Genomic DNA, 12,938 nt, shown 5'->3' on the forward strand with positions numbered 1-12,938 from the left:
CGGGTTCTCCTGCTCACCACTCGTAGGCGAGGCTGAAATGCAATCGGTGGTCGCCGCGCGCGGTGTTGCCCAGGGCCTTGAGCGGGTAGGCCCACCACAGCGCGGCCTGCAAGCCGTTGCTGCCCTTGGCGCGCAGGCCCAGGCCCACGCTGGACAGGCTGTACTTGCTGGTCTCGGTGATCGGGTCGATCACACGCACATGGCCCGCATCGACGAAGGCGAGCGCGCGCAATTCGTTGAAGGCCTCGGCCACCGCACCCAGGCGGCTGTGCAGGCTCGGCGTGAGGGCCTCCAGGCTCAGCGCGTAGCCCTCCTCGCCCAGCGCGGCCGATTCGAGGTAGCCGCGCACCGTGTCCGCGCCACCGATGGCGAACTGCTCGTTGGAGATCAGCGGGCCGCCCGAGAGCTGCCAGCTCCCGCGCCAGTTCAGGCCCCAGCCGTTCTCGAAGCTGCGCTCCTGCGAGGCGTTGCCGCGCAGGTACGCATAGGACGGTTTGCCCTTGAAGCGCTTGTCGGCGAATTCCTGCTCGCTGGCGCCCAGGCCACTGGTGTGGAAATTGAATGAGACGCCCGCGCGCGTGGTGCGCTGCTCGGCGAGCCAGGTGCCGTCCCAGCCGATGGTGAACGGCGTGTAGGCGATGGGCGTGTTGAAGCCGCCGCTGCCGATGAGGTTGACGGACTGATCGAAGTCCTTGTGGTCGATGCCGAAGCTGGCGCTGTGAAAGAAGCTGTCGCCGCCAGGCAGCGGGCGGATGTAGCGCGCGCCCACGATGGTGCCGCGGCCCAGCACGTTGAGCGTGCCCACCGCCGAGACGTCCGAATCGGAGCGGATGCCGTACACGGCCAGGAAGCCTCCTCCACTGAGCGGCCAGGTGTAGTTGAGCGAGAACACCTGGCTTTCGTCGGGCTCCTGCGGCGCCGTCTGCACGGTCAGGCCGATGCTGTGCTGCCGTCCCCACAGGTTGTCCCAGCGCAGGCTCGCGCTGGCGCGTGTCCGGGATGTGTCAGCGCTGTACCGGTCGTCGAGCGTGAGGCTGCCATGGAAAGGCAGGCGGTCTTCCACCTTGAGGTCCACCTCGACGGTGCCCGGCGTCTTGCCCGGGCGCAGCACCGGCGTGATGCGCCGGTCGGGGCTGCGGTTGAGCGCGGTGAGCTCGCCCTGCATGTCCTGGAAGTTGGGCACCTCACCTTCGGCCAGCGACGGCGCGGCGGCCTTGATGTCCTCGGGGCTGTAGAAGCGCGATCCGGTGATCCGCAGCCGGTCCACCGGCGCTTCGGTCACCTGCAGGCGCACCACGCCGTCGTCCACGCGCTGCTGCGGAATGCTCACCAGCACCGTGAGGTAGCCGGCGCCGTGGTAGGCCTTCTCCAGTGCCTCGCGCGCCTGCTCCACGTCGGCCAGGGTTTTCTGCTCGCCCATGTGGGCGTACACCGCGCGCTCGATGGTCTGCGCGGGCAGCAGGGTGGCGCCTTCGACACGGAATTCGAGCACGTCGAAGCGCGCGTCCTGCGCGCGCGCCATGCCGCAGAGCGCGGCCAATCCCAGGGCCCAGGCCAGCCACCGGTGTTTGCTGTTCCTCGTCATCGTTGTTCTCGTCACCGGATGGGTCAACACAACACTGCGAAACAAAAACAGGCAAAACGCGGTCGCCCGCGTTTTGCCCTTGAACACCCGTCAGCCTCGCGGCCGGCGGGAAACAGCGATCACTTCAGGTTCAGCGGTGCGCACTGGTCGTTGCCGACGTACGCCACGCGTTGCACCTGGCCGGTGCTGGTCGGGTCGGGCGTGCCGTTGATGGCGGCGGCCACCCAGCGCAGGCCGGATTGGGCGTTCAGCACGGCGGGCGAACGGGCGGCGGCGATGAAGTTCGCTGCCAGCGCGGCCTTGTTGCCGGTGGTGGAGCTGGGCAGGTTGAAGGAGATCCAACCCTGCATGTCCCAGGTACCGTCGATCAGGTTGGCCAGCGTGGGGTGCTTGCCGGTGCCGCTCACCACGGGCGGGGTGGCGATGGCGCCGGTCCAGGTGATCTCGCCAGCGCCGTCCAGCGAGCGGAAGCTCCAGTTGCTGGTGGTGGTCGAGCTGCTCAGGCTGTCCATCGACAGAACGCCCACGGCCTTGTGCGGGCGGCCGTCACGGAACAGCACGCGCACGGTGTTGCCAGCGCGGTCGGCCGTGTTGTAGGCGGTGTAGCCCACTTCCGTGGCCGGGTTGGCGGCGGCGTTGAACGGCTTGCCGGCGGACACGGCGGCGGTGTCCAGGCAGGTGCGCACGTTGCCCGAGGACGAGTTCTCGACCACGTTCAGGGCGCCCGTGTCCCCTTCGACGACGAACTTGTTCACGAAGTCCCAGGCGGCACCGGCTTCGCGGTCGGCCGGCACGTTCAGGCGGGTGCCCGTGTCGCAGGGGTAGTTGCCGTAGTACATGTTGGCCACGGCCTGGGTGCCCGAGCCGTTCACGCGGCGGCAGACCAGGATGTCGTCGGCAGGCAGCGAAGCGTCGATCTGGTTCCAGGTGCCGACGTTGCCGGTCATGATCGCGGCGACCTTGGCCTTGTTGAACGACACCGTGGCGGGCACGTTCCTGGTCACGGGCAGGCCGAAGGCCAGGGCGTACAGCGGCGAAGCGGTCAGCGTGGCCAGCTCGGACGGGCTCAGCGCGGGCTCGGCGGGTTCGCCTTCGGTGTTGAAGGCGCCATCGAACAGGAAGGGAGCCACGTCGGACACGCCGGCGTCAGGCTTTTGCGTGGTCAGGGTGTCGCAGGTGAAGGGCGCGGCGGCGGTGCCGGAGCCGCCCGAGCAGGAAGCGGAAGTCACGGCCAGGGTCTCGATGACCTCGGCGCGGGCCACGGGGTTCACGCCCCAGACCGAGCCGCCACGGGCGCGGTTGACGATGATCACGTTGGTGCCGGCGGCCCAGGTGCCGGCGGCGTTGGTGAGCTTGCCGGCGTAAGCGCGGTAGTCGCTGTTGCTGCGGCCGGTGGCGGCGGACGGAATGAAGAAGTAGTTGGTGCCGGTGAACAGCGAGCTGGCGATCTGGCCCAGGCCGCCTTGCACGGCGGAGGCGCCGGAGATGTACATCACGCGGCCGTTGGCCACGGCATCGTCCACGATGGCCTTGGCGGCGGCGTTGGCGGGGTCGTTCAGGCCGACGGCCTGGGCGGAAACGGCGGCGCAGGCCACGGCGCAGGCAAGGCTCAGGTGCTTGAGTTTCATCGGAATCTCCAGGGGTAGGGGAAAAATGCGGAGGCGAACGCTCCCCGCTGAAGGCCCGGCGTCGTGGCCTTCAGCAGGAAACGAAGAGGGAGGGACTCAGCCCTGCTGCTGGCGGCGGCGGCGGGCGATGGCACCCATCAGGCCCAGGCCGGCGAGCAGCATGGCGTAGGTCTCGGGCTCGGGCACGGCGGCGACCGCGGCGATGTGCAGGGTGTAGTCGGGGCCGATGTACACGCGCACCGGGCTCAGGGCGCCAGACAGGGGCGAGTAGATCGAGTTGGCGGTGCCGGTGGCCAGGAAGGCCATGCTCACGAGGCCCAGGCCCGACTCGAAGCTGTTGTTCGCCAGCGAACCGCTGTTGTTGAAGTTCAGCAGGCCGCCGTTGTTGGGACCGAAGGGGTTCTGGCCCAGCGGGTTGTTGGCGTAGCCGGGGGTGTTGGCCGCGAAGACGGCCGAGTTGGCGCTGCCTTGGGCGGTCATGCCGTTGTTGACCAGGCCGGCGAAGGCGCCGACGCCCGCGGCCATGGTGCGGCCGTTGTCGTTGGAGATGCCGGTGGGCGGCAGCACCGAGTACGTCTGGGTCACCGTGTCGGCGCCCTGCGTCTCGACGGCCGTCAGGTTCCACGACAGGCTGCCCAGGTTGGCGCCGGCGATGAAGCTGTTGAACAGGGCGTCAGACGTGAGGTTCAGGCTGAAGCTGTAGCCGGCGGGGTTGGCCAGGTCGGTGTTCAGCGTGTTCTGTTGCAGGTTCAGGTCGATGGTGTAGGAATTCGAGCCGTCCCACATCGTGAGGAAGAAATCGCCAGCACCGTCGGTGCCGACGTCGATGGCTGCGTTGGCAGCGCCGGAAAGCGCCAGGGCGGCCGCGGCCGCAATCAGTTTCAGTTTCATGTGTCGGGTCCTGTCCTGAGGGTTGGAAGTGGAGGGAACTTCTTGCCGGTGCCAACTCAAAACCCGCTGTGTGTCGTGCAGGCTTCTTCGTTGAACGAGGAGGACTTTAGGAACCGAAGGTTGCGACGCGCCGCGCTTGTTCCGCGGCGCCAATAGTTCTTTCAGATGGTGATTGATGACAGGTGATCGATCAGCGTGCGACCTCTTGCAGGTCGGTGTGCGTCACCAGCCGCAGCGTGGCGCTCTTGCCCACCGCCTGGGCGCGGTTGTTGACGTTGAGCTTGCGCATGATCTTCTGCACGTGGTTCTTCACCGTGGGCGGGCTGATGCCCAGGATCTGGCTGATCTCGAAGTTGGTCTTGCCGTTGCGCACCCAGTGCAGCACCTGGATCTCGCGCTTGGACAGGATGGTGACCGGCGCCATGTCGGTGGAGGCTTCATCGGCCTCGCGCTGGCGCATGCGGTGCAGCGCCAGGTGCATGTGCGGCATCAGCAGCTCCAGCAGGTAGGCGGTGCGCTGGTCGGGCAGGCGCTCCAGGCCGGCGAAGACGAAGAAGCTGCCGTACTCGCCCTGCACCTCGCGCACGCCGTGCGCGGCCACGTGGTCGAAGCCGCAGCGCTTGAGATCGCCGATGAGCTGGCGCCGGCCGGTCTGCTCGCCGCCCTCGCTGCTGAGCAGGCGCGGCGCGCGCCCGCCGCGCAGCCAGTCGTCCACCATGCGCGGCAGCACGCCGTCGGTGGGGTTGGTCATCTGGCTTTCCACGCGGGGGTTGATGACGCCGCGCGCGAACATCTGCACCTTCAGTCGCATCGCGTCCACGTCGCCCCAGGCGCACCACAGGGCTTCGTGCGGCACGAAGCCCTGCAGCGCACCCTGCGCCCAGAGGTAGAACTGCGTTCGCGTCTGCACCTCCAGCGATTTTTCGATGGTGATGAGCAGGTGCTCGAGGTCGCTCGTCTTGAGGCGGAAGAACGGGGTCGGGCTGCTGTTCATGAAGGTCCTCCGGGTGTGGTCGGCGTGTTGGTGTTGTTGGCGGGTGGGGCCGCGGGCGGCGCCGCATCGGCCGCCCGAAAAATCCATTGCGAGTACGAGCCGAGCCCCGCGAGCTCGGCGTCGCGCCTGGCGAAGGCGGTGCGCAGGGGTTCGCGCTCGTCGCGGCTGTGCACACCCACGATGCGCCCGGCCGCCACGACCAGGCCCCAGTCGGTGCTGTCGGTCATCGGGTCGCGCCAGAGCCGGCGCAGGTGGCGCACCGGGGTGGGAAAGCGCCGGTCCTCCAGCAGCTCGGCCAGCGTGGTCGGCGCGGTCGGCGTGCCGGGCGGGCTGCGGTCGCGGTACGAGGCGAAAGCCAGCCGGAACTGCTGGCCCACGAAGAGCAGTTGCGTCTCGCGCTCGCGCTGCGCGCTGGCCGACCACACCTCGCCGGTGCTGGCCAGGCCGATGCCGATGGCCGCGATCGCAAACAGCACGAGCAGGTAGCCGACACCGCGCTGCCGCCTGGCCCGCGACTTCAGCGCGGCACGCCACCGAGGGCGCTCACCATTCGCCATAGGCCTTGCCCTCCGCGTCGGCGCCGCTGCGCAGGTCCCACACGCCACCGGCCACGGCCTCGCCATCGGCGCGGCCCGGCGGCGGCAGGATCTGCCAGGTGTCGCTGCGTTCGTTGATCGGGTCCATCGGCAGCTTGCGCAGGTAGCGCTTCTCCACCAGTTCCTCCAGGCTCGACGGGTAGCGGTCGTGGTCGCCATGGAAGCGGTCGATGGCCTGGCGCGTGACGGCCAGCGTCTCCCGCAGCGCGGCCTCGCGCGCGCGGTCCACCTGCGCGAAGTAGCGCGGCGTCACCAGTGTGAGCAGCGTGGCGATGATGGCCATGACCACCAGCAGTTCGATGAGCGTGAAGCCGCGCGCCTTCATCACCAGTTCCGGTAGGGTTCGCCGCGCAGCGAGCGGCGCGGCGAGAGCGAGTACACGTCGAACACGTCCTCGCCGGCCATGGGCGCGTCGGGCGGGCTGCCGTAGGCGCGCAGGCCCCAAGTCTGCGCGGCGGGCGCATCGCCCTCGGCCGCAAAGGGATCGCGCGGGATGCGGCGCAGGAAGATGAGCTTGGCGCCCTCGGCGCTGCGCGCGTCGGGCACGCCGTTGACCAATTCGTCGAGCGAGCGCGGGTAGCCGCTGGCGCCCACCCGGTTCTGGATCCGGCCCTCGCTGTAGGCGGCCTTGTAGGCGTCCAGCGCCTCGCGGATCTGGCGCAGCGCACCGCGCAGTTCCACCTCGCGCGCGCGCTGGGCCTGCACCTCCACCAGCGGCACCGCGACGCTGGCCAGCACCGCCACGATGGCCACCGTCACGACCAGCTCGATGAGCGTGAAGCCGCGTTGGCGTGTGCGGGCCAGGGGGTTCATTGCGATGTGGCCGGTGGCGTGGCCGGCGGCAGCGGGGCCACGGGCGTGAGCGTGATCGATGACGGCGCCGCGGCAGGCGCAGCCGTTTCGCCCGCGGGCGGTGGCGGCGCCGCGCCACCCTCGCCGGGCGCCGACTCGCCCTGCCCCGGCTGGACCGGGGCCGCGGGCTGAGCCGATCCGGCCTGACCGGCGCCGGGCTGGCCCGCGGCACGGGGCTGAGCGCCGACCGGTCCGTCCCTCAGCTCCCGGCCCTCGCCGGCCCCTTCATTGGCTGGCGCCTCTTCACCAGTGGGTGATGGCTCCACCGGCGCCGGCCGGACCGCCGCGGCCGCGGGCGGCATGGGCCGCGCGGGCGCGCCGCTCGAGCTCGACAGCGACAGGTTGCGAGGCGGCGTGCGCTTGAGCTGCAGCGGCAGCGTGCCCACGCTGGACTCGGAGCCCGCCGGCATCGCGGCGTCCGCGCTCTCGGGCCGCGTCACGTTGCGCACCACGCGCGGGGTGATGAGCAGCACGATCTCGGTCTTGCCCGTGTTGTCCCGCGTGCTGGAGAACAGGCGACCCACCATGGGCAGGTCGCCCAGGCCCGGCAGGCGGTTGGCGGCGCTGCGTTCCTCGTCGCTGATGAGGCCGGCGAGCACCTGGGTCTCGCCGTCGCGCAGGCGCAGCACCGTGCCCGCGCTGCGCGTGCCGATCTGGTAGGCCAGCGCGTTGGCCGGGCCGGTGATCTCGCGCACCACCGAACTCACCTCCAGCGCCACCTTGATGCCCACCTCGTTGTCCAGGTAGACGTTGGGCTCCACGTCGAGCTTGAGGCCCACGTCGAGGTAGGACACCGAGGACGACACGCCCACGTTCGCGGTGGAGGTGGTGGTGAACACCGGCAGCTTGTCGCCGATGTGGATCTTGGCCTTCTCGCGGTTCTTCACGCGGATGCGCGGGTTGGCCAGGGTGTTGCCGCTGCCTGCCTCGCTGCGCAGGTTGAGCACCACCGCCGGGTTGGCCACGAAGGAGGTGAGACCCGTGCGGTTGCGCAGGTCCACGAAACCTTCGGCCAGCTTGCCGCCGGGCGTGACGTTGCTTTGCGTGACGCCCTCGTTGACGATGGTGGTGCTGAGGTCGGGCGTGAGCCGGCCGTAGCTGATCTGGTCGGGGAAGCGCAGGCCCAGCTCCAGCAGCCGGTTGCGCGTGACCTCCAGCACCTCGACGTCCAGCATCACCTCCGGCTCGGCCATGTCGAGCGACTCGATCAGCCGCTCGGCCAGGCGCACGGCGTCGGGCGTGTCCTTCACCATCACCAGGTTGAGCTTCTCGTCGATGAAGATGTCGCGCGTCTTCACCAGGGTGCGGATCAGCGTCTGCGCCTGCTTCACGTCGGCATTGGCCAGGAAGAAGCTGCGCGTGACGAGCTCCTGGTATTCGCGCTTCTTCACCGGCGTGTCCGGGTAGATCATCAGCGTGTTCGGGTTGAGCAGCTTGCGCTCGAGCTGGTTGGTGGTGAGCACGAGGCGGACCACCTCCTCCACGCTGGTGTCGCGCACGAAGAGCGTGACGCGCGTGTCGGCGCGCACGTCCTTGTCGAAGACGAAGTTCAGGCCCGTGGTGCGCGCGATGAGGTCGAACACGGCCTTGATCTGCACGTCGCGGAAGTCGAGCGTGATGGGCTTGCTCAAGGCCTCGGTCAGCGCGGTGGGCGGCAGCCTGGGTGGCGGCGCCTCGGCGCGCAGGCGATCGAGCAGGCGGCGCGCCTCGGCGTGGCTGGGGGCCATGCGCAGCACCTCGCGCAACTGGCGCTCGGCCGCGTCGTTCTGCTTGCCGATCAGGGCGCGCGCCTCGGCCAGGCCACTGGCCACGCGGGCCTCGTTGTCGAGCGCGATCAGGCCGTCGCGCACGCGCGGGCTGTTGGGGTCGATGCGCTGGGCGCGCTCGAACAGCGCGCGCGCTTCGGCGAGGCGCCCGTTGAGGCGCTCGGTCTCGGCCTGCGCCACCAGTTGCGCGGACACGAGGTCGCGCTGGCGGTAGTAGGTCGCGCGCAGTTCGCGGTCGTTGCCGGACTCGCGCATCGCGCTTTCCAGGCGCAGCACGCTCTCGTCCAGCCGGCCCGAGGCGAGCAGCGCCTCGCTTTCCTCGATGGCGGGGTTCGCGGCGCAGCCCGCGAGCACGAACAACAGCACGGCGACCGGGGACCAGGCGCGCGGCAAGGTCGCGTTCGACGGGGGGGTCAACAGAGCATTCGACACGGCATTCACGGGGTGTTTCCGAACAGCAACTGCTGCTTCTGGTTGAGGGGCAGGTAGGTCAGCGTCATGCCGCGCGCGCTGATGCCATCGACCTGGTACTGGGCGAAGCGCTCGCCCGCGCGCACCGCGAGCGGGCGGGCGCCGGGGTTGCTGGCTTCGGCGAGAAAAATGGTGGTGCCGCCCTCGCCGCCTTCCAGTCGGCCAAGGTAGCGGTAAGGCAACGGCGGCGCCGTGGGTGGGGGCGCGGCCACGGCGGCGGGCGGCGGCGGCGCGGGCGGCAGCCAGCCGCGCGGCGCCATCAGCGGTTCACGCGGTGGTGCCATGCGCTCGCCCTGCGACGTGGTGGCCGCGGCGGGCGCGGCCACGGCCACCGCTTCGCCGGTGATCACGGGTGCCGGCACCACGCCCGTGGGCAGCGGGCGCGCCGCCCGCTCGGGCACGCCGACTGTCTCGTCCGACGGTGCGGGCGATTCGATGCCCGCCGCGTACCAGGTGGCCGCGAGCGTGGCGGCCAGCGCCGCCCACAGGACGAGGGAGGAAGGTTTCATGAAGGCGCCCGCAGGTAGAACGACCAGCGCACGCGCGCTTGCACCAGCTCCTGCCCGGCCTGGTCGCGCGTGGCGCTCCAGTCGTCCAGGGACAGGGTGGGCCAGCGGTTCAGGGCCTCGGCCATCCACAGGCGCAGCGACATGTCGCCGGCCTGCGCGGGCAAGGTGATCTGGTAGCGCTGCCAGCGGCCCGAGGCCTCGTCGATCAGCCGGTACTCGCCCGAGGCCAGCACCACACCGTGCTGCTGCGCCAGGCGGTGCAGGTCCTGCACCGCGGCCAGCGCCGCGTCGCCCGTGGGGAGCGTGGCCACGAAATCTTGTGCCTGGCGCTGCGCCGTGTCGGCGGCGTCGGGCGGGCGCCTCGCGCGCTCGCGCCGCGCCTGCTGCGCCTGGGCCTCCCACGCGGCCGCTTGTTCGCGCAGGGGATCGATCACCAGGGGCCCCGCGGCCACGGCCGCGAGCGTGGCGGCCAGGCCGGCCCACAGGGGCCAGCCCAGGCGGCTGAGGCGGTAGCGCCAGGCGCGCGTGCGGGGGTGGGTCCACCAGTCGTTCACGGCGGGCTTCACGGCCTGGCCCCTCCCCACACGATCTCGACGGTGAAGCGGACCACGGGCACACCATCGGCCTCGCGCCGCTCGTGACTGGCCAGCGTGGCCGTGCTCACCAGCGGCGAGCCGCGCAGCGACTCGACATAGGCCACGGCGTGGTTCATTTCGCGGGCCTCGGCGATCAGGCGCATCGGCGCGGCGCGCCCCGGTGCCTCCACCGTGAGCAGCGCCACCGGCGATTCGGCGCGCGATTCGAGCTCCGCCAGCAGCCGGCCCCAAGGCTGATCGAGCGCGAGCCGCGCGCGTGCGGCGGCGCGGCTCACCTCCGGCGAGCTTGGAGCCACCGATGCGCGCGCGCCTGTGCTCGCAGCACCCGCCGGCGCCGCGAGTCGCTCATGCGCCTCGCGCGCCTGTTGCCACTGCGCCTGCGCGCCAAGGTAGTCGCCCATCGCCAGCGCCAGCCCCACCGCGCCCAGGGCCAGCACCAGCCAGCCCCACGGCGAGGTGGACGGGCGCGCACGCGCGAAGTCGATCAGAAGCGGCTTCATGTTTTCAATGGGGATCAGATGCCCAGGAACAGGCGCGCAAGCCCCTGCGGCGCCACCGCCCCGGTGGGTACGAGCGCGCGCCCACCCGGTGCACCGGACGCGTCCGCGCCCGGGCCGGCCACGAACAGCGGCGCCTCGCGGGGCACGGGCGTCGGGGACTGCAGCGCGAGCCGCGATTGCAATCCCGCCAGGGCCTCGCGCCACGCGGTCCCCTCGGCGCAGCGCACCGAACCCAGGCCCAGCCAGTGGCCGCGCGCGTCGAGCAGGGCCAGGGTGAGGTGACCCGGCTCGACCACGGCGACCCATGCCGCCTGGCCGCGCCACTGGCCGCGCCAGTGGTCCAGTGCCGACGACACATAGGGCCGCACCGAGACGAGCCGCGCGTTCGCGCCCTTCGCCGCCTGCGCCAGCGCCGCCGGCAAGGCCTCGTCCACCGCGCACGCGGGCAGCGCCTGCCCGGGGCTCACCACCGCATGCGCCAGGCGCCAGGCCGCGCTGGCCGCGCCGTACACGCCACGAAACCGCAAGCGCAGAAAGGCCTGCAACTCGGTGTCGGAGCCCGCCTGCGCCGGCCAGTCCACGAGCTGCCAGCGCACGAACGCGGCGCCGAGCACCACCGACACGCGGCCCACCTGGCCTGGCTGCTGCGCCAACTGCTGCACCAGCGCCGCCACGGCGGGCCGCCACGCGGGCTCGTCCTTGGCCGGCGCGTCGATCCCGGTCTCGCGCGCGGCCGCGCCGCCGAGCGAGCACACCAGGCGATCCTCCAGCAGCGCCACGCACAGGTGGCGCGATTCAGCGGACCACACGCTGGATCTCCTGCCAGGTGGTCTCGCCCCGGCGCACCAGGTCCAGCGCGGCGTCGCGCAGCTCGCGCGTGCCCTTGGCGAAGGCCAGTTCCTTCACGCGGCGCACCGGCTCGCGCTGCACGATGGCCTCGCGCAGTTCGTCGTCGAGCACCAGCAGCTCGGCCACGGCCTTGCGGCCCTTGTAGCCCGTGCCCCGGCAGCTCGCGCAACCGCGCGCGGCGCGCAGGCGCAGGGACTCGCCCTCCTTCGCGCCCAGGGCCGCCAGGGTGTCGGCATCCGGCGTCTCTTCTTCCGCGCAGTCGTTGCACAACACGCGCACCAGGCGCTGGGCCACGATGCCGTTGAGCGCGGCCATCAGGCTGTACGGGTCCAGCCCCATGTGCGTGAAGCGGCCCAGCACGTCGAACACGTTGTTGGCGTGCACGGTGGTGAGCACCAGGTGGCCGGTGAGCGCGGCCTGCACGGCGATCTGCGCGGTCTCGGCGTCGCGGATCTCGCCCACCATGATCTTGTCCGGGTCGTGCCGCAGGATGGAGCGCAGGCCGCGCGCGAAGGTGAGGCCCTTCTTCTCGTTCACCGGGATCTGCAGCACGCCCGGCAACTGGTATTCCACCGGGTCCTCGATGGTGACGATCTTGTCGTGGCCGTGGTGGATCTCGTTGATCGCGCCGTACAGCGTGGTGGTCTTGCCGCTGCCGGTGGGGCCGGTGACGAGCACCATGCCGTAGGGCTCGTTGCACAGGCGGCGCAGCACGGCCATGGTGGCGGCGTCGAAGCCCAGCACGTCCAGGCGCAGGCCGCTCATGTCGCCGGCGAGGCGTTCCTTGTCGAGCACGCGCAGCACGGCGTCTTCGCCGTGGATGCTGGGCATGATGGAGACGCGGATGTCGATGGCGCGGCCGCGCGCGGCAACCTTGAAGCGCCCGTCCTGCGGCACGCGGCGCTCGGCGATGTCGAGTTCGGCCATCACCTTGATGCGCGAGATCACCTGGTCGGCGGTGTCGCTGCCGGCAATCGATCCCACGGTGGCCAGCACGCCGTCGATGCGGTACTTGATGGCGATGCCGGCCGGGCCGGTCTCCAGGTGGATGTCGCTGGCGCCGGCCTTGAGCGCGTCATACAGGGTGGAGTTGACCAGGCGCACCACGGGGCTGGTGTCTTCGCTGATGCTGCGCAGCGAAATGTCTTCGACGCGATGGCCTTCATCGGCCTCACCGGTCATCGTGGACAGGCCGTCCATGGCGCGCAGGTCTTCTTCGTGCCGCGCGAGATAGGCCTCGATGTCACCACGCGAGGCAACCACGATCGCCATGGGCCGGCGCACACGCTCCTGCGCCCAGGAGAGCAGGTCGTTGTCGAAGGGGTCGGCCACCACGAGCACGCCTTGGCCTTGCTCGTTGCGCATGAACAGGCACTCGTGCTGCATGGCCTCGGCGTAGGGCAGCGCATCGAAGGCGGGTTGCAGGGTGTTGAGGCGCTGGTGGTCGGCGAAGGGCAGGCCGGCGGTGCGGGCGAGTCGTTGCGAGATGGAGTCGGCATGTTCGCCCTGGGCTTCGAGGACGGCCGATAGGGGCAGGTTTTTCTGCGCTGCTTCCTTCTTGGCACGCCGCAAGTTTTCTGGTTCGAAGGCGGCGATCAGGGCTTGCAGGTCGGCGGGGGCGTTCATTTGTTTTTTGCCTTCCTGTTTCTCGCCGGCTTGGTTTGTTGACCGAGGCCACTGGGTGGACGGCTCCGCGAATGT

13 protein-coding genes are annotated in these 12,938 nt (G+C 70.6%); all 13 read right to left on the bottom strand.

The genetic code is table 11. The annotated features are described in order from the left end of the window. Window positions 1-13: 13 nt before the first annotated feature. The 13 genes from GTO19_RS08195 to GTO19_RS08255 all read right to left on the bottom strand — a co-directional run bounded on the left by GTO19_RS08195 (window position 14) and on the right by GTO19_RS08255 (window position 12,863). On the bottom strand, window positions 14-1,585 hold the full coding sequence (locus GTO19_RS08195; protein WP_291023127.1) for a ShlB/FhaC/HecB family hemolysin secretion/activation protein: 1,572 nt from the start codon (window positions 1,583-1,585) through the stop codon (window positions 14-16). A 119-nt stretch (window positions 1,586-1,704) separates the two neighbouring features. Beyond that, window positions 1,705-3,213: a hypothetical protein gene (locus tag GTO19_RS08200; protein ID WP_291023129.1), complete on the bottom strand. Its 1,509-nt coding sequence runs from the start codon at window positions 3,211-3,213 to the stop codon at window positions 1,705-1,707. 96 nt (window positions 3,214-3,309) lie between these two features. Beyond that, a complete protein-coding gene (locus tag GTO19_RS08205) occupies window positions 3,310-4,104 on the bottom strand; it encodes a PEP-CTERM sorting domain-containing protein (protein WP_291023132.1) in 795 nt (264 codons plus the stop codon). Window positions 4,105-4,294: 190 nt separating this feature from the next. Beyond that, complete coding sequence (gene epsA / locus GTO19_RS08210) at window positions 4,295-5,098, bottom strand: XrtB/PEP-CTERM-associated transcriptional regulator EpsA (RefSeq protein WP_291023135.1); 804 nt, start codon at window positions 5,096-5,098, stop codon at window positions 4,295-4,297. Then, on the bottom strand, window positions 5,095-5,574 hold the full coding sequence (locus GTO19_RS08215) for a type II secretion system protein (protein WP_291023138.1): 480 nt from the start codon (window positions 5,572-5,574) through the stop codon (window positions 5,095-5,097). The genes epsA and GTO19_RS08215 overlap by 4 nt, the downstream gene beginning before the upstream one ends. Before the next feature lie 67 nt (window positions 5,575-5,641). Continuing rightward, a complete protein-coding gene (locus GTO19_RS08220; RefSeq protein ID WP_291023141.1) occupies window positions 5,642-6,019 on the bottom strand; it encodes a type II secretion system protein in 378 nt (125 codons plus the stop codon). After that, the gene (locus GTO19_RS08225; RefSeq protein ID WP_291023143.1) at window positions 6,019-6,507 is read right to left on the bottom strand and encodes a type II secretion system protein; all 489 of its coding nucleotides are present in this window, start codon (window positions 6,505-6,507) and stop codon (window positions 6,019-6,021) included. The genes GTO19_RS08220 and GTO19_RS08225 overlap by 1 nt, the downstream gene beginning before the upstream one ends. Continuing rightward, a complete protein-coding gene (locus GTO19_RS08230) occupies window positions 6,504-8,729 on the bottom strand; it encodes a secretin and TonB N-terminal domain-containing protein (RefSeq protein WP_291023146.1) in 2,226 nt (741 codons plus the stop codon). Before GTO19_RS08230 ends, GTO19_RS08225 begins: the two co-directional genes overlap by 4 nt. 20 nt (window positions 8,730-8,749) lie before the next feature. Next, a complete protein-coding gene (locus GTO19_RS08235; RefSeq protein ID WP_291023148.1) occupies window positions 8,750-9,292 on the bottom strand; it encodes a hypothetical protein in 543 nt (180 codons plus the stop codon). Then, window positions 9,289-9,858, bottom strand: coding sequence for a hypothetical protein (locus GTO19_RS08240; protein ID WP_291023150.1), 570 nt, complete (start codon window positions 9,856-9,858; stop codon window positions 9,289-9,291). Before GTO19_RS08240 ends, GTO19_RS08235 begins: the two co-directional genes overlap by 4 nt. Continuing rightward, the gene (locus tag GTO19_RS08245; protein WP_291023152.1) at window positions 9,855-10,388 is read right to left on the bottom strand and encodes a hypothetical protein; all 534 of its coding nucleotides are present in this window, start codon (window positions 10,386-10,388) and stop codon (window positions 9,855-9,857) included. Before GTO19_RS08245 ends, GTO19_RS08240 begins: the two co-directional genes overlap by 4 nt. A gap of 14 nt (window positions 10,389-10,402) precedes the next feature. Further along, complete coding sequence (locus GTO19_RS08250; RefSeq protein WP_291023154.1) at window positions 10,403-11,197, bottom strand: hypothetical protein; 795 nt, start codon at window positions 11,195-11,197, stop codon at window positions 10,403-10,405. Further along, complete coding sequence (locus GTO19_RS08255; protein ID WP_291023155.1) at window positions 11,184-12,863, bottom strand: GspE/PulE family protein; 1,680 nt, start codon at window positions 12,861-12,863, stop codon at window positions 11,184-11,186. The genes GTO19_RS08250 and GTO19_RS08255 overlap by 14 nt, the downstream gene beginning before the upstream one ends. Window positions 12,864-12,938 lie beyond the last annotated feature (75 nt).

Origin of the sequence: Hydrogenophaga sp. (assembly GCF_011772445.1) — a bacterium.
Taxonomy (GTDB): domain Bacteria; phylum Pseudomonadota; class Gammaproteobacteria; order Burkholderiales; family Burkholderiaceae_C; genus Hydrogenophaga.